The organism is Bacteroidales bacterium (genome assembly GCA_013141385.1).
Classification (GTDB): Bacteria; Bacteroidota; Bacteroidia; order Bacteroidales; family Tenuifilaceae; genus UBA8529.
The window spans coordinates 36762-57971 of sequence record JABFRB010000006.1 but is presented as its reverse complement, the minus strand read 5'-3'; the positions used below and the strand labels follow the sequence as shown (position 1 = coordinate 57971).

At 35.5% G+C, this 21210-nt stretch carries 17 protein-coding genes; 8 read left to right on the top strand and 9 right to left on the bottom strand.

The annotated features are described in order from the left end of the window. Positions 1 to 2: 2 nt before the first annotated feature. From HOO91_04380 to HOO91_04370, 3 genes are all read right to left on the bottom strand, one after another. Positions 3 to 956: a transketolase family protein gene (locus HOO91_04380; GenBank protein NOU16776.1), complete on the bottom strand. Its 954-nt coding sequence runs from the start codon at positions 954 to 956 to the stop codon at positions 3 to 5. Positions 957 to 1030: 74 nt separating this feature from the next. After that, entirely contained in the window at positions 1031 to 1429 is a 399-nt protein-coding gene (locus tag HOO91_04375; protein ID NOU16775.1) for a methylglyoxal synthase, read from the bottom strand. 42 nt (positions 1430 to 1471) lie between these two features. Then, entirely contained in the window at positions 1472 to 2317 is an 846-nt protein-coding gene (locus HOO91_04370; protein NOU16774.1) for a transketolase, read from the bottom strand. Positions 2318 to 2522: 205 nt separating this feature from the next. On the opposite strand from HOO91_04370, the gene ychF reads away from it, so the two are divergent. The 5 genes from ychF (at position 2523) to HOO91_04345 (ending at position 13023) form a co-directional block, all read left to right on the top strand. Next, positions 2523 to 3620, top strand: a complete 1098-nt coding sequence (gene ychF, locus HOO91_04365) for a redox-regulated ATPase YchF (protein NOU16773.1) — start codon at positions 2523 to 2525, stop codon at positions 3618 to 3620. A gap of 114 nt (positions 3621 to 3734) precedes the next feature. Beyond that, on the top strand, positions 3735 to 5111 hold the full coding sequence (locus HOO91_04360; GenBank protein NOU16772.1) for a hypothetical protein: 1377 nt from the start codon (positions 3735 to 3737) through the stop codon (positions 5109 to 5111). 217 nt (positions 5112 to 5328) lie between these two features. Then, positions 5329 to 7944 carry a T9SS type A sorting domain-containing protein gene (locus HOO91_04355; GenBank protein ID NOU16771.1) on the top strand — a complete coding sequence of 872 codons (2616 nt, stop codon included), beginning with the start codon at positions 5329 to 5331 and terminating at the stop codon, positions 7942 to 7944. A 68-nt stretch (positions 7945 to 8012) separates the two neighbouring features. Further along, the gene (locus HOO91_04350; GenBank protein ID NOU16770.1) at positions 8013 to 9659 is read left to right on the top strand and encodes an alkaline phosphatase family protein; all 1647 of its coding nucleotides are present in this window, start codon (positions 8013 to 8015) and stop codon (positions 9657 to 9659) included. 346 nt (positions 9660 to 10005) lie between these two features. Further along, positions 10006 to 13023 carry a T9SS type A sorting domain-containing protein gene (locus tag HOO91_04345; GenBank protein NOU16769.1) on the top strand — a complete coding sequence of 1006 codons (3018 nt, stop codon included), beginning with the start codon at positions 10006 to 10008 and terminating at the stop codon, positions 13021 to 13023. A 114-nt stretch (positions 13024 to 13137) separates the two neighbouring features. Here the strand turns inward: HOO91_04345 and HOO91_04340 are convergent, their stop codons facing one another. The 5 genes from HOO91_04340 to mutY all read right to left on the bottom strand — a co-directional run bounded on the left by HOO91_04340 (position 13138) and on the right by mutY (position 16881). Beyond that, on the bottom strand, positions 13138 to 13884 hold the full coding sequence (locus HOO91_04340) for a geranylgeranylglyceryl/heptaprenylglyceryl phosphate synthase (GenBank protein NOU16768.1): 747 nt from the start codon (positions 13882 to 13884) through the stop codon (positions 13138 to 13140). After that, positions 13859 to 14491, bottom strand: a complete 633-nt coding sequence (locus HOO91_04335) for a 4'-phosphopantetheinyl transferase superfamily protein (GenBank protein NOU16767.1) — start codon at positions 14489 to 14491, stop codon at positions 13859 to 13861. Before HOO91_04335 ends, HOO91_04340 begins: the two co-directional genes overlap by 26 nt. A gap of 12 nt (positions 14492 to 14503) precedes the next feature. Then, on the bottom strand, positions 14504 to 15091 hold the full coding sequence (gene gldD, locus HOO91_04330; protein ID NOU16766.1) for a gliding motility lipoprotein GldD: 588 nt from the start codon (positions 15089 to 15091) through the stop codon (positions 14504 to 14506). Positions 15092 to 15241: 150 nt separating this feature from the next. Further along, complete coding sequence (gene ssb, locus HOO91_04325) at positions 15242 to 15676, bottom strand: single-stranded DNA-binding protein (protein ID NOU16765.1); 435 nt, start codon at positions 15674 to 15676, stop codon at positions 15242 to 15244. A gap of 119 nt (positions 15677 to 15795) precedes the next feature. Beyond that, positions 15796 to 16881 carry an A/G-specific adenine glycosylase gene (gene mutY / locus HOO91_04320; GenBank protein ID NOU16764.1) on the bottom strand — a complete coding sequence of 362 codons (1086 nt, stop codon included), beginning with the start codon at positions 16879 to 16881 and terminating at the stop codon, positions 15796 to 15798. A gap of 136 nt (positions 16882 to 17017) precedes the next feature. Here mutY and HOO91_04315 point away from each other — a divergent pair, with 136 nt between their 5' ends. Both HOO91_04315 and HOO91_04310 read left to right on the top strand, forming a co-directional pair. Beyond that, positions 17018 to 17305, top strand: a complete 288-nt coding sequence (locus HOO91_04315; protein NOU16763.1) for an integration host factor subunit beta — start codon at positions 17018 to 17020, stop codon at positions 17303 to 17305. Positions 17306 to 17545: 240 nt separating this feature from the next. Beyond that, complete coding sequence (locus HOO91_04310) at positions 17546 to 19096, top strand: Rne/Rng family ribonuclease (protein ID NOU16762.1); 1551 nt, start codon at positions 17546 to 17548, stop codon at positions 19094 to 19096. Positions 19097 to 19137: 41 nt separating this feature from the next. Here HOO91_04310 and HOO91_04305 read toward each other — a convergent pair whose 3' ends face one another. Further along, complete coding sequence (locus HOO91_04305; protein NOU16761.1) at positions 19138 to 19899, bottom strand: N(G),N(G)-dimethylarginine dimethylaminohydrolase; 762 nt, start codon at positions 19897 to 19899, stop codon at positions 19138 to 19140. 589 nt (positions 19900 to 20488) lie between these two features. Here HOO91_04305 and HOO91_04300 point away from each other — a divergent pair. Beyond that, positions 20489 to 21208, top strand: coding sequence for a hypothetical protein (locus HOO91_04300; protein NOU16760.1), 720 nt, complete (start codon positions 20489 to 20491; stop codon positions 21206 to 21208). Positions 21209 to 21210 lie beyond the last annotated feature (2 nt).

Sequence of the window (21210 nt, the reverse complement as noted above, 5' to 3'; positions counted from 1 at the left end):
ATCTATTTACGAGACAGAACTTTTTTAACAGCCTCTACTATATCTGGGGTATCGAGCCCAAATTTCTTGAGTAATTCTTCAGGCTTCCCACTTTCCCCAAACTTATCGTTAACGGCAACCATTTCGAGTGGTCGAGGAAGTTTGCGTGAGAGTAATTGAGCAATACTATCACCTAAACCCCCATTCATCATATGCTCCTCGGCTGATACAGCGCAACCTGTTTTTAGAACAGATTTTAGGATTGCGTCATCGTCTAATGGCTTTATCGTATGAATATTGATAACTTCTGCATGAATTCCTTGCTGATCAAGAATTTCAGCGGCCTCTATTGCTTTCCATAGGAGGTGACCGGTTGCAAATATCGAAACATCAGTACCCTCAATCATTGTTATTGCCTTGCCAATAATGAAAGGTTCGTCTGGGGATGTGAAAATTGGAACAACAGGTCGCCCGAATCGAAGATAAACAGGACCATTCATTTCAGCAATAGCAAGTGTTGCGGCTTTAGTTTGATTGTAATCAGCGGGATTAATGACTGTCATGTTTGGGAGCATTTTCATCAACCCAATGTCCTCCATAATTTGGTGGGTTGCTCCATCCTCACCAAGGGTAATACCAGCGTGAGATGCACAAATCTTGACGTTTTTATTGGAATAGGCAATGCTTTGTCTAATCTGATCGTAAACCCTACCTGTTGAAAAGGAAGCAAAGGTTCCTGTAAAAGGGATTTTTCCTCCAATTGTCAACCCTGCGGCTAAACCTATCATATTGGCTTCGGCAATTCCGGTTTGAAAGAAACGATTTGGAAATTCTTTTGCGAATTCCTCCATTTTTAAAGAGCCAATAAGATCTGCGCATAGAGCAACAACGTTAGGATTCTTTTTGCCAAGTTCATGAAGACCTGCACCAAAGCCCGAACGAGTATCTTTATTACCAGTTGAAATTATCTTCTTCATTTAATTATCTTGTTTGTGAAGAGTTACAAAAACTATTTCGCAAATGCATTAGAGATTAAAAAAGTAAGTGTATTCTACTTGTTTCTTTGCACTCTTTCAGTAGCTTCTTTTTTGATTAAGCCAAGGATTATCAGTTCTGCACTTGCATAGTTAGTAGCAAGGGGGATATTATGAGTATTACAAGCTTCAAGAAGGTTGCGAATATCTTCATGATGCTGCTGAACAACTTTATGGTCACGAAGAAAAATAACGATATCAATCTCTTTCCGTCCAATCATTTCAGTTATCTGGTTGTATCCTCCTGAAACACCAGGGCTAAGATGTTTACAATTTAGACCCTGTGATTCTACAAATTCTGCTGTACGTCCAGTTGCTAATAGGTTTACACCTGGTAGCCAATCTTTATGTTCCTGTAAAAATCTAACCAGTTCTGGTTTCTTTGCATCATGTGCAATTACTGCAATATTTTTCATTTTACTAATCGTTAACAAATTATTATATAATGCTTTGAATAGCTAAAAGTCGCCAATTGTTTCAGGAAGTTGAGCCATGGCTCGTGAAAACTCCTCATCATTTGGTGCTTTGCCATGCCATTTATGGGTTCCCATCATAAAATCAACACCCATTCCCATTTCTGTTTTCATGATAATAACAACTGGTTTTCCTTTACCGGTTCTTGATTTTGCTTCGGTAAAACCTTTAACTACCTCCTCCATGACATTACCATTCATTTCAACAACATCCCAACCAAAGGCAAGCCATTTAGCCTTAAGATCTCCAAGTGATACTACCTCATCCACAGGCCCATCAATTTGTTTTCCGTTGTAATCAATGGTAGATATAATGTTATCGATTTTTTTTGCTGCTGCAAATAGTGCTGCTTCCCAAATTTGACCTTCTTGTAATTCACCATCACCGTGTAAGGTATAAACAAGATGATTGTCACCATTTAGTTTTTTCGCTAAAGCAGCACCACAGGCAACAGAAAGCCCTTGGCCTAAAGAACCAGATGCAATTCTGATACCGGGTAAATGTTCAGCCGTTGTTGGATGTCCTTGTAATCGAGTATTTAGTATGCGAAATGTATTTAGTTCATTAACTTCAAAAAAACCTTTACGAGCCAAAACACTATACCAAACAGCAGAGAGATGTCCATTTGAGAGGAAGAAAACATCCTCACCTTTGCCATCCATCGTAAAGTTTTTGGGATCGATACTTAAAGTGTCAAAATATAGAGCGGTAAAAAAATCAGCACAACCGAGTGAGCCTCCTGGGTGTCCACTTGCTGGTTTATGAACCATGCGAATTACATCTCTGCGAACTTGTGCTGCAATTGTTTTTAATTTTTGAATATCAGCCATTTAAAACAAATTATAGATTAAAAAAATCAATAAAAATCCAATTTGCAAATGTAATTTAAATCTGTTACGTTATCATCGTCAGATAAATAAAATAGCAAGGCTGAAAATGGAGTATATTTATCTATTATGTTGTGTGGTAGTATGATTTTTTAAAAAGTTTTAGAAATTTAACCTAACTTTGCACCCCTAACAAACTATTAATACAATGGGTTTACAGTGTGGTATAATTGGTATTACAAATGTTGGAAAAACAACCATTTTCAACTGCATGTCGAGCACAAAAGCACAAGCCAGTAATTTTGCATTCAGCTCAAACAAATCGAATATCAGCATAATAAATGTTCCAGATAGCAGGCTTTATGTGTTGGAAAAATTCCAACCAACGGATAAAACTGTTCATACAACGGTTGAAATTGTAGATATTCCAGGACTAGCAAAAGGTTCCAATAAAGGAGAAGGTGTTGGGAATAGTTTTTTGGGTGATATCAGGAACTGTGATGCATTAATTCATGTTCTTCGTTGCTTTGATGATGAGAACTTAGCGCATGTTGATGGTTCTGTTGATCCTGTTAGGGATATTGAAACTGTAAATTTTGAGTTACAGGTTAAAGATCTTGAGTCAATTGAAAAGAAGATTCAGAAGTTAGAGAAAACTGCCAAAACAGGAGATAAGGATGCAAAACATGGGCTAGAAGTCCTTAATATCTATAAAGATCATTTAGAATCCCTTCAAAGTGCAAGAACGGCTCCTGTTGAAGAGAGTGATAAAAGGTTTATTGCAGATATATTTTTGTTGTCTACAAAACCAGTTATTTATGTTTGTAATGTCGATGAGTCATCCGCAGTAAATGGGAATAAGTATGTTGATAAAGCTAAGGAGTTTTTAAAAAGCGAGAATACAGAAATACTAATAATTGCTGGTAAGGTTGAGGCTGATATTGCAGAACTCGAAAGCGAAGAGGATCGTTCTGCATTCCTTAAGGATGTTGGTTTGAGCGAACCAGGTGTGAATAAACTTATACGTGCTGCATATACACTGCTTGACCTTGAAACCTTTTTTACAATAGGTCAAAAGGAGAATAGGGCATGGACAATAAAAAAGGGCATGACTGCACCACAAGCTGCTGGTGTTATCCATAGCGATCTTGAGCGGGGTTTTATACGTGCTGAGGTGATTAAATACAATGATTTTATAACTCTTGGATCTGAACATGCTTGTAAGGAAAAAGGTAAACTTCATGTTGAGGGTAAAACCTATATTGTTGAGGATGGAGATATTCTACATATACGATTTAACGTGTAATTCTTAGTAATAAATAAACCCAGACCTGATGAAAACCCATCAGGTCTTTTTATTTTTGCAAAAATGGTTTTGCAAGCCATATTCTATTTTCATCTGCATAAAAGACAAACTACAATGAATAGATCAATGGTTTTACTAGGCTTTCTCCTAATTATAAATTCGTGCAAACATGTTGAAAACCCTAAAGAACAATTTGTTAAATGGGCTCAACGGGGTGTTATTATAAATAAAGTTGTTTGTAAAATCGAGCCAAATCAAAGTTATTGCTTGTACCTACCTACAAGTTATGATGTAAATAAATCCTATCCTGTGATTTATGCATTTGATCCTCATGGTAATGGACATATCCCCGTTGCATTAATGAAGAACTGTGCTGAAAAACTTGGGTATATTGTTGTTGGATCTAACATTTCAAGGAATGGACTTAGTTTGGATGAAATCAATAGCATAATTAATAATTTGCTAGCCGACACACAACAGAAAATATCAATCGAAACGAATCGAATATATACTATTGGTTTTTCGGGTGGTGCAAGGGTTGCCTGTTTGATGGCGCAATATACAGGAAAGGTAAAAGGGGTTATTGCATGTTCAGCTGGGTTTCAACCAGATAATAGACCTTTGACGTTCAGATTTATTGGTGTTGCTGGAACTCAGGATATGAATTACTTGGAGATGAAACAACTCGGCGATTATTTGGAGTCATTTCATCAACCCCATCAGTTACTAGTTTTCAAAGGAAAACACCAATGGCCTCCAGAATCAGTTATTTCAGAATCAATTAGTATGCTTGAACTGTATGCAATGAAGGACTCTTTGATCCCTTTGAATAAAAACTATGTTTCTAATTTTGTAATCAAAAGTAATAACAGAGTCTCTGATCTGATGAAAGGAGGCTGCACCGATAGCCTTGCTATTGCATTAATGCTCACCGAAAGAACCGATCAAATACTTGATGGTTTGACTGACATTGTATCTACTAAATTGGCTGTGGAGGAGTTAAAACAAAATCCAGAGTTGCAAAAGTATCTAAAGGATCGAATATCCTTGGAGAATTATGAATCACAAAAGCAAAGTGAATTTGTTTCTTCTTTCGGGACTAAGCCTGCAGGATGGTGGAAAAATGAGATAAGACTCTTAAATGACGCAGTAAAGGCGTCTTCTAGAAGTTTAAAAGTTGATATGTCAAAACGATTATTAGGCTATATTAGCCTAAGTTGCTATAGTTACGTGAATAGAGTGTTAAACATGCAGGATTGGAAGGCGGCGGATTATTTTACATCAATTTATCTACAAGTTGATCCTGAAAATCCCGATAGTTGGTATGCATTTGCATGTTTACAAGCAAATACGAGCAAACCCAAAGGAGCTATTGAGTCATTGAGAAATGCTATAAAATTTGGTTTTTCTGATTTCTCAAAGCTTCATAATGATCCTCTTTTAAAAAATCTCCATAATATTGCGGAATTTAATAGCTTAACGAGAAAATAAACATCCCTATTAATTCAACTGAGTTTTAAGAAGTTTATTAGGCTCTTAAACTATTCAAATTATAAATAAACAGTTAAAGTTTTACAATATTTTCTCTGCGGTATGTAGGAATAATATTCTATTTTTTGTTTATCAAGAAGTTTTAATCAAGAGTGTAAACGTAACTTCACTATTTTTTTATCGTAAATTTGTAAATTACTTGCTACTAAAGAAGATTATGAAAAAACTTGGTATTATAGTATTTGTATTCTTTTTTTTCTTATCAGCAAAGAGTCAACAAAATGAGTTCTTTTTTAGATTTATTGAATCCAATAAAAATACTATAAATACTGTTATTACTCGTATAATTTCTATTGATAGGATTCGCCATGATACTGTATACGCTTATGCAAATAGCGATGAGCTAAAAAGGTTTGAAAAGCTTGGCTACAAGTACATTCTTCTCCCACATCCATCTACCTTAAACACAAAGTCCATTAGTATGGCAACAACAATTGACCAGATGGCAAACTGGGATAGATATCCTACCTATGAGGTTTATCGTACGATGATGAAGAAGTTTGAGCAGGATTACCCATCTATTTGCAAACTTGATTCTATAGGAACAACTACCAACGGACATAAATTATATGTAGTTAAAATTTCAAATAATGTAACTGTTGAAGAACCAGAAGTTGAGGTTTTCTATACCAGCACCATGCATGGCGATGAGACAACAGGGTATATCTTGATGCTAAGATTAATCGATTATATGCTTTCTAGATATTCTATTGATACACAAATCACTTCGATGCTGAATAGCATGGTCATCTACATAAATCCAGATGCAAACCCTGATGGAACATACATGGGAGGAGACAACACTGTTTCGGGTGCAATAAGATACAATGCAAATTATGTGGATATTAACCGTAATTTTCCAGATCCAAGATTAGGTGATCATCCAAATGGAGCATGGACACCAGAAACCCAAATTATGATGAACTTTGCCTCCTTAAGGCACTTTACTGTCTCTGCGAATTTTCATGGTGGTTCGGAGGTGGTTAATTATCCTTGGGATACTTGGATTAGTTCATCGAAAATTCATCCAGACAATAACTGGTTTATCAATTTTTCAAAATTGTATGCAGATTCAGTTCAGGCTAATGGCTCCGTGGGCTATTTTACTGATGTAAATATTAATGGTATTACCAATGGTGGCGATTGGTATGTTGTTGCTGGAGGTCGGCAAGATTATATGAACTGGTGGCATCATTGTAAGGAGGTTACAATTGAATTGTCAATGGCAAAAACACCATCATCCAATTTGTTGCCAAACTTTTGGAACTATAATAAAGCAGCTCTGCTTGGGTATTTAGAATCGGCGACAAAAGGGTTTAATGGAATTATCACCAATACATCAGGAAACCCTGTTAAGGCTAAAGTATTTATTTCTGGACACGATGCAGACAGCTCTTATATATACTCTAGCCAAACAACTGGGTTTTATGCTCGGCCTATTGAACCAGGTACTTGGCAGGTTACGTATTCGGCTCCCGGGTATATTTCTCAAACACAAAATGTTGTAGTAAATGATTGGGAGGCCAGCGTTATAAAAAATATTACGTTAATCCCTGAGTATACAGTTACCTTTAGTGTGAATCACCTTAATTCACCAGTACTAAATGCGAATGTACATTTCAATGGTGTTGATAAACTTACTTCATCAAGTGGATTAGCCATATTTACAAATATCCCAGAGGGAACTGGTTATGGTTATACTATTAGTTTAAGCGGTTACCATACAGCTATCGGTCAGTTCAATGTTACTGATAATAAAACCTTCAATGTTGATTTAGTTCCTGATGCAACAACTGTGTATTCTGTAACTTTTAATGTGACACATCAATCTTTGCCAGTTGCCAACGCAACTATTATTTTTAATGGAATTGAACAACAGACTCCATCAAATGGAACTATCGTTTTTGCAAATATTCCACAAGGAATTGGCTATAATTATACCGTAAGTAAAACCGGATATGTTACGCAATCAACTCAAACCGATGTTTCTACCAATAAAACAATAGATATTGATTTGTCTCCAATTACATATTCTGTAATATTTACAGTTAAACTGTTGGGCGTCGCAATCGTTGATGCAAATGTTGATTTTAATGGAACGATAAAACAAACTGGTATAGATGGAACAGTATCGTTTCCTGATATTCCGAATGGTAATGGGTATGGTTATACTGTGAGCAAGTTAGGCTATAAATCAGTGATAGGACAGGTTGATTTAACAAGTGATAAAAATATTGCAATTGAACTACTACCCTTGTACAATGTAATATTCAATGTCAGTAACCAAGGACTCCCTGTTGCAAATGCCACTATTGATTTTAATAGTTTAAGTCAACAAACCGATATAAGTGGGTCGACATCTTTTAGTAATGTTGTTTATGGTATGGGATATAACTATTCGGTAAGTTTAACAGGCTATCACGGCATTACTAGTCAGGTTGATGTTTTGGAAAATAAAAGCATCAATGTTGAGTTAACACCTGTTGGTGTTTTAGAAATTGATGCTAGTAAAAACCTTCTTTACTCTTGGCCAAATCCTTTTAACAATAATATCAATTTTCAGTTTGACCTCGAAAAGCCTTCTAATATCAATCTTTCAGTCTACTCAATGGATGGTCGTAAAATTGCTATAATTGCAGATGGATTGTATCATGAGGGATTAAATACCATCACTTGGTCTGGATATTCAAGTAGTTTGAATGCAGGTAGCTACATTGTTGTTTTGAATGTAGATAAAAAAACATTTTCACAGATAATAGTGCATATAAAGTAATCAATAGTTTTTTTGATATTTTTGTAAGGGTGCTTAAAATAGTTTAAGCACCCTTTAATTTTTTATATATGAATAAAACGTTAATTAGTATTTTAGTTTTTGTAGGGTTGGTAAATACTGGATTTTCTCAACAAAGAATGTCTATTCCCTCTGAGAAACCAAGATTGATAGTTGAAATAATTGTTAGCCAGATGCGATACGATTATATTCATCGTTATTGGGATAAATTTGGTGATGGAGGGTTTAAATTATTAGTGAACGAGGGTGCTTTTTGCAAAAATGCCAGATATAACTATTTGTTAACTCAATCATACCCTGGACTAGCAACAATATCAACTGGTGCAAATCCAATGGTTCATGGAATTATCTCAAACAAGTGGTATCGAATATCAAGTGGCGATGCAATTGATGCAGTTGCAGATGAAAAAGTTAACACTGTTGGTGGTAGTTTTTTTAGTGGAAAATTTTCACCCAAAAATATAATAACAAGCACATTTGGTGATGAACTGAATTTGTACGATCCATTATCAAAGGTTATTGGCATTTCTCTTGATCCGGGTTCCTCAATTCTGACTACTGGTCATAATCCAACTGGTGCATTTTGGTTTGATGCTGAAAAGGGGAATTGGGTGTCAAGTTCATTTTTTATGTCAACCTTGCCTGCTTGGGCAGACACCTTTAATACTAAAAAATTTGCAAATTTATATGCTGATAGAGAGTGGAATGCTTCAAAGCCAATAAATACCTACGATGAAGCCGATACAAATAAAATTAAAGCACCAGAGGTTAAAAAGAAGTTGATTGATAAGTTAAAATCGATGTGGGACGGGGTAATCCTTAAAAAAAACCCAACATTAACATATTCATCTCTGCTAGAGACACCTTATGGAAACCTACTTGCAAAAGATTTTGCCATTGCATCAATCGTGGGTGAGAATTTAGGCGCAGATGATCATACTGATTTGCTTGCTGTAACATTTTCCGCTAATCGAAACATTAGTTATAAGTATGGCCCCCAGTCCATTGAGGTTGAAGATACTTACATAAAACTCGATAAGGAACTTGCTCATTTTTTACAATTTGTATCCCAATCTGTTGGACGAGAGAATATTTTGGTTGTTCTAACATCCGATCAGGGAATTGCTTCAACTCCAGCATATCTTGAAAAATCGAAAATACCTGGGGGCTATTTTGATCCTAAAAAGGCGATGGCCTTACTCGGAAGTTACCTTAAAGCTATTTATGGGCAAGGGAGTTGGGTTACAGCATACTACGAAAAACAAATTTATCTAAATCGTCGCTTAATTGAGGATTCAAATTTGAAACTTGCCGATTTTCAACAAAAAATTGCAGATTTTATGCTTGAATTTTCTGGAGTTTCTAATGCCATAACCGGGAGTACACTTCAAAGTTCGAATTTTACAACAGGAATATTTGAAAAGTTTCAGAATAGCTATAATCAGCGCAGATCAGGTGATGTTATAATAAACCTTGAACCAGGTTGGGTTGAAAGTAATGGTGGCATTACATCTGGAAATTCAGCTTATAGCTATGATGTTCATGTTCCGCTTATTTGGTATGGGTGGAAGATTAAGCGTCGTTCAATACTCTCTCCTGTAAATATGACAGATATTTCTCCAACCCTATCAACTTTAATAGGTATTACTTGGCCAAATGGAGCTACTGGGAATCCGATTAAGGAGTTGATTGAATAATTTATTTCTAATTTCTGGATTTTGATTGCTTAAGTAAGGCTATCTCTGAAAAGAATTTGCCATAAGATTTACCTAAGATTTATTGTTAGAGCATTTTTTCTAAATACAAACTTGGAATTAAAATACCCTTCATTTTTAAAATCCATAAATATATCATCTTTAATTATTTATGAAACATCTATTATTTATGAAAAGATGAGTTAAATCACTCTTTTCAGTAATTAGAAACATCCTTAATAGTAATCTTTTCTCTATTCTTCACACTAACTTTAGTTGGTTCATTTTGAGTGTATAAGACATTCTATTGCTAGAATTCCTTGTAAATTTCAAAAAAAAAACTAGTACCATGGAGAAAATAGAAAAAGATTACAGACTTATTAAGCGAGTTATTGCTTCAAGTAAATTATACATAGCATTAATATTTTTCTTAATGCTATTAATTTTACCTATCTATTCCTCTGCACAAACAACAGCATTAGCCGATCCTGGAAATATGGTTAGCTACAGGGGAGATGATTATACTTCTTACTATTTTTTGGTTACAGCAACAAATAGTGGAAATGTTTGGGGAGGGTGCAACACCCCATTTTCTTATACTGACAATTCGAATATTGGAACTGCAATTGTGCATTTCTGGGGCTTGACTTTAGGCGAACAATGGGTTGTTCAGGTAAAAGTTTTACCGGGATTAGGCTCATACGTAGGGTGCGATAATAATGGAATTACATCAGGTACTTATGGTTCTTGGCCAGGGAGTTTTCAACTTGTTAATTACTGGAGTCCTACACTACCCGCTGTTACTACTAATACCCCTTATAATATAACAGAAACGGGAGCAAAAGTGGATTGCAATGTAGGTGGATTAGGTAATGGTAGTTCAATAACTAATCGCGGTGTTTGTTGGAATACTTCTAGCTCGCCTACAACTTCCAATAGTAAAACGGATGATGGAATAGGTACTGGAGATTATACTTCTACTGTTTTAGGGTTAACTTCTGATACTAAATATTACATAAGGGCATACGCTATTAATAATTTAGGACAAATAGGTTATGGTGCAGAATATTCCTTTACTACAAGTTCAACCAAAACTCCTCAAACAATTACATTTAATATTCTTGTTGACAAGACATATGGAGATTTAGATTTTGGATTATCTGCAACTGCGACTTCTGGATTAACGGTAACATTTACGAGTGGCAATACTTCAATAGCAACTATAACTGGTAGTCAGGTAAGTATAGTAGGTGTTGGACTAGTAACTATATATGCGGATCAAACAGGAGATGCAATTTATTCTGCTGCACCTCAGGTTTTACAATCATTTAATGTAAGTAAAAAGCAATTGTCCGTAATAGATGCAGTTGCATCTAATAAACCCTATGATGGAAATTTTGATGCTTTGATTACTGGAGGATCATTAACTGGTGTAATTAATTCTGATGATGTATCTATTGAAATGCCTATAGTTGGAACTTTTTCATCGAAAAATAAGGGTGTAGGAATTTCTATTACTCCAACTGTAACGCTTGTAGGAACACAATCATGGAAATATTTAGTTACACAACCTACTCTCTCTGCCAATATCACAGCCAAAGTTCTAACGGTAACAGGGGCAACCGCACAGAATAAGGTTTACGATGGAAACACAAGCGCAACAATTGTTGGCGGTACACTCAGTGGTATCGTTAACCTAGAGGATGTGATCCTTGCTACTGCAACAACAGGTACGTTTGTGATATCCAATATTGGTGTGGGAATAAACGTTACCCCATCCATGACAATTACAGGTACAGCCATCGACAACTACACGTTAACACAACCCACTCTCTTAGCAAATATCACAGCCAAAGTTCTAACGGTAACAGGGGCAACCGCACAGAATAAGGTTTACGATGGAAACACAAGCGCAACAATTGTTGGCGGTACACTCAGTGGTATCGTTAACATGGAGGATGTGATCCTTGCTACTGCAACAACAGGTACGTTTGCGATATCCAATATTGGTGTGGGAATAAACGTTACCCCATCCATGACAATTACAGGTACAGCCATCGGCAATTATACGTTAACACAACCCACTCTCTTAGCAAATATCACAGCCAAAGTTCTAACGGTAACAGGGGCAACTGCACAGAATAAGGTTTACGATGGAAACACAAGCGCAACAATTGTTGGCGGTACACTCAGCGGTATTGTTAACTTGGAGGATGTGATCCTTGCTACTGCAACAACAGGTACGTTTGCTACATCCAATGTTGGCGTGGGAATAAACGTTACCCCATTCATGACAATTACAGGTACAGCCATTGGTAACTACACGTTAACACAACCCACGCTCTCAGCAAGTATTACTGCTAAAATACTTACAGTTACTGGGACAACCGCACAGAATAAGGTTTACGATGGAAACACAAGCGCAACAATAGTTGGCGGTACACTCAGCGGTATTGTTGGCTCGGAGGATGTGAGCCTTGCCATTGCCACAACAGGTACATTCTCTTCCCCAAATGTTGGTGTGGGGATAGGCATCGCATCATCCATGACAATTACAGGTACAGCCATCGGCAACTATGCGTTAATACAACCAACACTTTTGGCGAATATCACTGCAAAAGCACTTACAATTACTGGAGCAAATGCCCAGAATAAGGTTTACGATGGAAACACAAATGCAACAATAGTTGGCGGTACACTTAGCGGTATTGTTGGCTTAGAGGATGTGATTCTTGCTACTGCAACAACAGGTTCTTTTGCCTCATCCAATGCTGGAGTTGGAATCAATGTTATCCCATCCATGACGATTACCGGGACCGCCATTGGTAACTATACATTGACACAACCTACACTAACAGCAAATATTACCCCATTATCAATTCAAATTACTGCAAATTCTGGTCAATCCAAGAAAGTGGGAGAGCAAGACCCAGTGTTTACATACCTGATAACTAACGGCAGTTTAATTGGGGGGGATCTTATTTCAGGTGCTTTATCACGTGTGACCGGAGAAACTGTAGGAAGTTATCCAATTTTAGTAGGGACGCTCACAGCAGGTTCTAATTATAGCATCTCATTTATTTCCGCTGATTTTGAAATAACTAATAATACAGGAATTGAAAATGCTGATTTTATCGTGATTAAGGTTTATCCTAACCCCGTAGTAGATATTCTTAATGTTCAGTCAGCGAAATCAATGAAGAAAATATTAATCTATAGCACCCATGGACAAGAGGTACTACATAAGGTTTTTGAAAATATCAATAATGTATCCATTAATATTTCAAGCCTTCAAAGGGGTTATTATATTATAAGAGTGGTTACTAAAGAGAATCAATTTGTTTCAACAAAAATTTTAAAAGATTAGGTTTTCATATCTAGATAGGTTTGGTTGGAAATAGAGGGTTTGTAACTAATACAAACTCTCTATTTTTTGAAAGTTAAGTATAGCAAAAACATGAACACTCTTTAAAATAAGCAGTTATTTAGTTTGAAAAAATGAAGATACAAACTCCACATTATTTTCAATTGCATTTCCAACAACAACCATATCGGCTCCTGCATCCCATGCCGAATTAATCTGTTCGGGTGATTTTAGACCTCCTCCAACAATCAAAGGAATGCTGATTTCTTTTCGAATTGCACTTATCATTTCAACTGGTACTGGGAATTTTGCACCACTTCCAGCTTCAAGATAAATCATTTTTAAACCCAATTGCTCTCCAGCTATTGCTGTGGCAACTGCAATATCAATCTTTGAAGCGGGGATAGGCATGGTATTGCTCATGTATTGAACTGATGTTTGAACACCCCCATCGATAAGTAAATAGCCAGTTGGAATTACTTCTATACCACTACGTTTGATTGCTCCTGAGACTATAACGTGGTTGCCAATTAGGAAATCTGAATTTCTTCCTGATATTAACGAAAGAAGTAGAATTGCATCAGCACCTTTTGCAAATTGAATAGCATTTCCTGGAAATAAAACAACGGGTATTTGAGATTCTGCTTTTATTTTGGAAACAAAACTATTGATATCTGTATTTACCAAACTACCTCCAACCAATAGCATAGATATTTTACTTTGCGAGGCAATGTGTAAAACCTTGCGAAGGTGTTCAGGGTTGCATTTATCAGGATCAAGAAGTAATGCAAATAATTTCTCTTTCCCTCTAGATTCAATAATCTTACTGTAAATCATATTAATCAGCAGCTGTTTGTAAATCATTTAATACCCACGAAAGACAAAATTCGTCAAAAAAAAGATAATTCAACTCAAGGTGATGATTAATATCCATGTCAATTACATTAACCTTAACAGTTCCGCTATTGGAAAGTTCTCCGAACTCTAATATGTTTATATCGGTAGAAAAACATTTAATTACCTTCCAAGGTAATTTATATATAGATTCCTTTATGCACCAAGCCAATGCTAACGATTTCTGATGCTCCAAATTAATCCATTTCAACTCTTTTTTGGTGATATATTTATGGGCAACAGCTTTAAAATCTCGGTTTGTTTGTTCTACATCAACCCCAATGCTCAGGTTTTGGCAAAAACCTACAGCAACCATTTTTGCTGAATGACTTATGGAGATATGAGGTTTACCCTCAGAATAATATGGTCTGCCGTTTGGATGATAATTTACTGGTTCAAAATGATTTAACTGGTTAAGTATTGCCCTTACTACCATTCGTTCCATCCTACGACGAGGGTATGCATAGATATTCTCTAAATCTAAACCAGTTAAATTTTTAAGTTCTTGCTCAGATTCTATTACTTCCCAAAGAGCAATTTGAGAGTTCTCATCTTCAACTAATCTAAATAGCCCCATATTACAATATTTCTATTTCCATTCAAGCGATTCTATTAAATATCTCATATCCTTACCAAAAAATTCAACTGCAGGGGATAACGAATCCTTATTGGGATGAACATTAAAGTATAATGCTCCTCTAAGGAAATGCTTTACTGAATCGGTAACATAGAATTGGTATGAGCTAGCAGCATTACCCTTAATATCATAGAGTATGCCATATACTTTTCTTTCTGGATTCGAAAAAACTTTCTCATTAATTGCATCCGCCTTAATGGTATGCTTGTAAGCAAGAGTTCTAACATCTTCAATTAGGTTATCGATATTCCCATTAACCGATTTATAGCTTATATGAATTCTTGCTTTATATCCGGGGAAATCAATATTAACCCAGTACTTTTCAGCACCAACTTGATTATCCATAACAACTTTTCCGTAAACAGGGTAGTAAAATTTGTAAGGGAATATGGAATCGAAAGATTTGTATTGTTTTTCGGGAAATTCTAATCTAAAATAACCACGAGGTTTTGGAATAGGAGTGGAGTTACAACCGAAAAAAAAGGTTAATAAACCACCAATAAACACAAAGTACAATATGTTTAGAGATGCTTTTTTCATGATAACGATTTAATAACTTGATACTTGCTGCTTGTTCAGTGTGATTTAAAACTGTATGAATTTAGTTGATTTCTTTAAATATTTACAAAATAAAAAGGCTATTGTTTGATATTGAACAATAGCCTTTTACTTTAGGGAGTAATCCTTTTGTTAGAATGGTAAATCGTCTGGTTCTGGGATTGTAACCTGAGGTTCCGAAACGTTTAGTTGATCAGTTCCTTTTGCCTGATTTCCGCTACCACTAGAATCGGAACTTCCCGCAGAACCTAAGAATCGGAAATTATCACACAAAATTTCGGTAGTATACTTTTTGTTCCCCTCTTTATCCTCATAAGAGGAGGTTTTTATACGTCCTTCTACAAAAAGTAGTTTACCTGTTTTAACATACTTCTCAGCAACTTCTGCGAGACCGCGCCAAACAACAATATTATGCCATTCGGTTTGGGTAACTTTCTTACCGCTTTTATCGGTGTAGGTTTCATTTGTGGCAAGTGAAAAGCGAGCAACTGTTACACCACTATCTAAGTGCCGAACGTCTGGATCCTTGCCTACGTTTCCAATAAGAATAACTTTGTTTACTGACATTTTTTAGGGTTTAAGCTGTTTGTAAATTATACAATTAAAGTAAAATTAGAAAAAAAATTGATTTTCAACAATCAAAACAACTTTTTTTAGAAAAATTTAAAATGTTTATTAGTTGCGAACTATTGAGTAGGATTGTCCTTAAGAAAATACTTTTCCGTGGGTTCTGCTGCTAAAATATTATCGATAACTTTTGGAACAGAATACTCTTGTAAGTTACTAATTGAAACATTAAGGAAATTCGAATTTAAGTAATAGGTAGGTTTTCTAATTTCTACAATAATAAATTGTACGAAAAGCGTTTGATGACTTAATTGATGCTTAATTGATTGCGAGATATGTAGAATTTTAACCTTTTCCTTCCCGAATAATTCTTTCCAAGTAGACCCCTTTATTAATGCTTCAATTTCAGTTGGACTTTTTGTTTCGATTAAAGGAAATTCATACAAGTACGTCCATATATCGCCAGCCAAACGGCGTTGTATAAATGTAGTATCCTTGTACCTTATCATAACATAGTTCAGAAATCTATCACGAGTAGCAATTTTTTTCCCCTTAATAGGAAGTTGATTGACTAGATTATTCCGGTAAGCATAACATATATCGCTGAATGGACATGCTAAACAATTTGGACTTCGGGGGATGCATTGCATAGCACCAAAATCCAAGAGTGCTTGATTGAAAACATTAGGTTGATTTTTATCAATAAGTTCCATGGTTAGCTCAAAGAATTCTTTTTTCCCCTCTGATGTTTCCTGTGACACAAATACTCCATAAACTCTCGAAAGAACACGATAAACATTGCCATCAATAGCAGGTACAACCTCTTTGAATGCAAATGAAGCGATTGCGCCTGCGGAGTATGGCCCAAGACCTTTAATCTTTAATAGTTCTTTATATGTGCGGGGAAGCATTCCATTATAATCAGTCATAATTTGTTGAGCAGCACTGTGTAGATTTCGGGCGCGGGAATAGTAACCAAGCCCTTGCCAAACTTTCATTACCTTATCAATATTTGCTTCGGACAGATCTTTAATTGTGGGGAATGAGTTTATAAAACGGAGATAGTAATCTAATCCCTGAGCAACTCTTGTTTGTTGCAGAATAACCTCCGATATCCATATATAATAGGAATCATCAGTGTTACGCCAGGGTAAGTCTCGTCTGTTCTCGTTATACCATTTAATTATAATATCCTTAAATTCCATAAGATCAAATCAAACCAAAAAATAAGTTATCAAAAATAACCCTAATGTATTTCATTTATATATATAAATCATTTATATTTGCAGTCCGAATAAAAAAACACAAGTATAATCAATTGATAATTAAAGAATTTTAATCATGACAAAAGCAGATATCGTAAATGAGATTTCCAAGAATACTGGAATCGAGAAGGTAACTGTTCAGAAGACCGTTGAGGCTTTCATGGAAACAGTAAAAGACTCTTTAGTAAAAGAGAAAAATGTTTATCTCAGAGGATTTGGTAGTTTTATTGTAAAGAAACGCGCTAAGAAAACTGCTCGTAACATTTCAAAAAACACTACCATTATTATTCCTGAACATTTCATACCTTCTTTCAAACCAGCAAAAACCTTTGTAGGCAAGGTTAAATCACATGTAAAGAAATAATGGAATTTGTTTTTAACGCATAAAAATTAAGATCATGCCAAGCGGAAAGAAAAGAAAAAGGCATAAAATGGCCACCCACAAACGGAAAAAACGCTTACGTAAAAACCGTCACAAAAAGAAAAAATAGCAATTCCTATTTTTCTTAACATATTCGTGAATATGCTGTCAACCTAAAGACCCTTGAGTTCTTTAGGTTGCTGCATTTCTGGTTACCTTACCATTATCACAAAATTAAAATAAGTGAACATTGAACTCGTTATTGATGTAAATGCAACTGAAATTGCAATCGCTTTACTTGAGAATAAACAACTTGTTGAACTCAATAAGGAGAAGAGTAATATTCAGTTCGCAGTTGGCGACATCTATCTCGGTAAGGTAAAAAAAATAATGCCCGGGTTGAACGCTGCATTTGTAGATGTAGGCTACGAAAAAGATGCGTTTCTTCATTACCTCGACCTTGGACCACAATTCCAATCATTCAATAAATTTTTACAAGCCACATTATCTAAAAAGAATAAGCCACTTCCGGTATCCAAGCTGAAGTTAGAATCAGAAATTGATAAAAACGGGAAGATTGGCAATGTTCTTACTAGTGGACAACAGGTTTTAGTTCAAATAGCAAAGGAACCTATCTCCACTAAGGGGCCAAGGTTAAGCTCAGAGATTTCCATTGCAGGACGGAATATTGTATTGATGCCTTTTTCCGATAAAGTATCAATCTCTCAGAAAATCTCTTCTCCCGAAGAGAGAAAGCGGCTTAAACGCTTAATGGAGAGCATTATTCCAAGAAACTTTGGAGTGATTGTACGTACTGCAGCCGAAGGGAAAAAAGTTGCAGTACTCGATGCAGAGCTTCGTGGACTTATCAAAAAATGGGAGGGTGCTCTTGAGAAATTAAAAACCGCTCAAGCTCCAAGCCTTGTTGTAAGTGAACTTAAACGTACTTCTGCTATTCTTCGCGATATGCTTAACGTTTCGTTTAACAACATCCATGTTAACGATGAGAACGTTTACAACGATATTAAAGAGTATATTGACACAATTGCTCCTGAAAAAGAGAAAATTGTTAAACTTTATCAGGGGGACGTTCCAATCTTTGAACAGTTTGGTGTCGAAAAGCAAATTAAGAGTTTGTTTGGGAAGACAGTATCTTTCAAAAGCGGAGCTTACCTTATTGTTGAGCATACCGAGGCACTTCATGTTTTTGATGTTAACAGCGGAAATCGTTCTAAAGCAACCAACGATCAGGAAACCAATGCTCTTGATGTAAATCTATCGGCAACAGAAGAAATTGCTCGTCAGCTTAGATTAAGGGATATGGGTGGTATTATTGTTGTTGATTTCATCGATATGCACTCTCAGGAAAACAGGCAGATTGTGTTTGAACGGATGAAGGAGATCATGGCGAAGGATCGAACTAAACACAATATTTTGCCTTTAAGCAAATTCGGATTGATGCAAATAACCCGTCAGCGGGTTAGACCTGAGATGCACATAAGTACTGTTGAGAAATGTCCAACATGCAAAGGATCTGGGGAGGTTTCACCAACAATTATTTTTGATGAACAGATTGAAAATCAACTTGCTTTTTTTGTTAATGAAAGGGGACTAAACAACCTTGTTCTTAAGCTGCACCCCTACATTGCAGCGTTTATTTCTAAAGGAATTATTTCTAAACGCATTAAATGGATGTTTAAGTATACTTGTAGAATAAAAGTTATACCAATTTCATCCTACCAATTACTGGAGTTCCATTTTTTTGATCGGAACGATATCGAGATAGAGTTATAGCCAACCTAAAACCCCGAATTAATTCGGGGTTTTTTTATTGTTTAGAATCTCAACGAAAGGCAACTTAAGCCTCCATCGAGTTTTCGAAATTCAGAAACATCCACTTCAATTGTCTTGAAACCTTCACGTTTAATCAAGTTCAATGTTTTTGGAAATCCCTTCGGAACAAGAACATTTCCATTAATCCATAAACTGTTGGCAGCATATGACTCGGCTGTAGGAATTTCAATGATGTGATATTTGCCAAAATCGGTCTTAGTTAGGAATTCTCCACAAGCGAGCATATAATTATTGTCTAAATAAGAGACACCTGTTTTAAGATGTAAAACCGATTTCAATGAAATTGTTGATCCCGAAAATCCATATTTCTTCAAAAGATAAATTAATTGTGCTGCGCCGGCGGGATTTGTCCTTTTAGAAAGGCCAATATAAAAATGACTCCCCACCATCATTACATCTCCTGCATCTAAAGTTCCTGGGCTTGTTATGTGTTCTATAGTTGGGAAAAAATTTGTGAGTGTAGCCTCCATCTCAATAATCTCACCTTTTCGAGATCGTGCTCCCGGGTTTGTAATTACTGCAAATGATGGGGTAAGTAAAGCTGTATCTTCAACGAATACAGAATCGGGGAATTGTTCGTTACTATCCATAACATGAACTTGCAACCCGCATTTTTTTAAAACTTCAACGTAGTTATTGTGCTGATATAATGCGTTTTCATAGTTTGGAATTCCATAATTTGCTGATGTAATCCCATTAACCATGTTTTTGCATGGTTTTCTGACAATGGCTCTGGTGAACATGATTTCTTTTTTCTCAAATATGATGTTTTTTTTGAGATAATAAAAGAGGTTGCCCCTTGGTTTGGAGGTGTCTTTATGTTTTAAGCATCAACTGTTATATAAACTTACTCAACGACTCTAACCTTCGTAAAAGAAAGTAAGTCCTGAAATTCGAACTTTTTGAAAAATTCGAAACTCTTATCAAATAGAAGAACTACCAGCAATACCGTAATGCGGGATTAAGGGAAAAGTAATCCCTATTATATTAACCTATATAAAGTCTAATGAATAAAATTGATATTACAATATTTGCTATTTCAACATATAAAAATGCTTGTTTATGAGTTCGTTTTACGTGTTCGTGATAAAGTATTTGATATAATCAAATGATGTTACTTCATTTGATGTATAAGAATGTTATAGTAACAACCCATACTCTTTGAAATTTCTAAATTTTTTGTAATTCTGATATAGGAATGAATTAAACAGAAATAAAACTGAACAAATAGTAAATCTATTCTACCCATTAATGGCAATTGTATCTATAATAAAAACTAATAAGAAGTAAAATAATATCATAACGTACCTTTTACCTAAAAAGCAACTAATCATGAAAAGATTCCTTTTTCTTTTTCTCTTTCTAAGCTTTGCGCTTTTCGGTAGCGCACAAAACAATCATAGATCGGATAAAAGCGTAAGCCGCAAGGATAGCCTTTCGACCTATCGGTTCGAGGTAGGTACAGATCTCCTATGGCTAGTTGATAAGAACAGCTTACCCGGTTACTGCCTACAGCTCAAGATTAATAATAGATCGAAAAAGCACCTTGGCGCATTTCGGTTTAAAATCGGCATGAATTTGAAAACGACAGATACTACCGACTTAACTACTTTTACTAATGATTATGATACTTATAAAACACGAACGAGTTCATATTTCTTTCGTTCAGGATATCAACTTTCGTACAACTATAGCAAGTTAAAATTGTTCTGGGGTGTTGATTTGCATTTAGGTTACTATAAATTCTTTAATGATTACTATTGGCGACTTGGTACAGATAATTATAAAATGTATAATACCAGAACATATACTCGCATTCAGTATGGATTAATCGGATTTATTGGTGCATCATATAGTATTACACCCAGAGTATCTGTATTAGTCGAATCCAATTGCTCTATGCTATATAGTAAAATAAAGAATAGAGAACATTCGTATTATCCTGATTTTCCAGGTTCTGAAAATGACAATAAAAGCAATTGGTATGATAGCAATGTCCTAGATGTTAATATTATACCAATATCAACAATAAGCATTAATATTCACTTTTAAAA

Excerpts from the sequence above, each read along its gene's own strand:
- HOO91_04380 (NOU16776.1), bottom strand. The coding sequence starts at position 956 with ATGAAGAAGATAATTTCAACTGGTAATAAAGATACTCGTTCGGGCTTT.
- HOO91_04375 (NOU16775.1), bottom strand. The coding sequence starts at position 1,429 with ATGAAAAATATTGCAGTAATTGCACATGATGCAAAGAAACCAGAACTG.
- HOO91_04370 (NOU16774.1), bottom strand. The coding sequence starts at position 2,317 with ATGGCTGATATTCAAAAATTAAAAACAATTGCAGCACAAGTTCGCAGA.
- ychF (NOU16773.1), top strand. The coding sequence starts at position 2,523 with ATGGGTTTACAGTGTGGTATAATTGGTATTACAAATGTTGGAAAAACA.
- HOO91_04360 (NOU16772.1), top strand. The coding sequence starts at position 3,735 with ATGAATAGATCAATGGTTTTACTAGGCTTTCTCCTAATTATAAATTCG.
- HOO91_04355 (NOU16771.1), top strand. The coding sequence starts at position 5,329 with ATGAAAAAACTTGGTATTATAGTATTTGTATTCTTTTTTTTCTTATCA.
- HOO91_04350 (NOU16770.1), top strand. The coding sequence starts at position 8,013 with ATGAATAAAACGTTAATTAGTATTTTAGTTTTTGTAGGGTTGGTAAAT.
- HOO91_04345 (NOU16769.1), top strand. The coding sequence starts at position 10,006 with ATGGAGAAAATAGAAAAAGATTACAGACTTATTAAGCGAGTTATTGCT.
- HOO91_04340 (NOU16768.1), bottom strand. The coding sequence starts at position 13,884 with ATGATTTACAAACAGCTGCTGATTAATATGATTTACAGTAAGATTATT.
- HOO91_04335 (NOU16767.1), bottom strand. The coding sequence starts at position 14,491 with ATGGGGCTATTTAGATTAGTTGAAGATGAGAACTCTCAAATTGCTCTT.
- gldD (NOU16766.1), bottom strand. The coding sequence starts at position 15,091 with ATGAAAAAAGCATCTCTAAACATATTGTACTTTGTGTTTATTGGTGGT.
- ssb (NOU16765.1), bottom strand. The coding sequence starts at position 15,676 with ATGTCAGTAAACAAAGTTATTCTTATTGGAAACGTAGGCAAGGATCCA.
- mutY (NOU16764.1), bottom strand. The coding sequence starts at position 16,881 with ATGGAATTTAAGGATATTATAATTAAATGGTATAACGAGAACAGACGA.
- HOO91_04315 (NOU16763.1), top strand. The coding sequence starts at position 17,018 with ATGACAAAAGCAGATATCGTAAATGAGATTTCCAAGAATACTGGAATC.
- HOO91_04305 (NOU16761.1), bottom strand. The coding sequence starts at position 19,899 with ATGTTCACCAGAGCCATTGTCAGAAAACCATGCAAAAACATGGTTAAT.
- HOO91_04300 (NOU16760.1), top strand. The coding sequence starts at position 20,489 with ATGAAAAGATTCCTTTTTCTTTTTCTCTTTCTAAGCTTTGCGCTTTTC.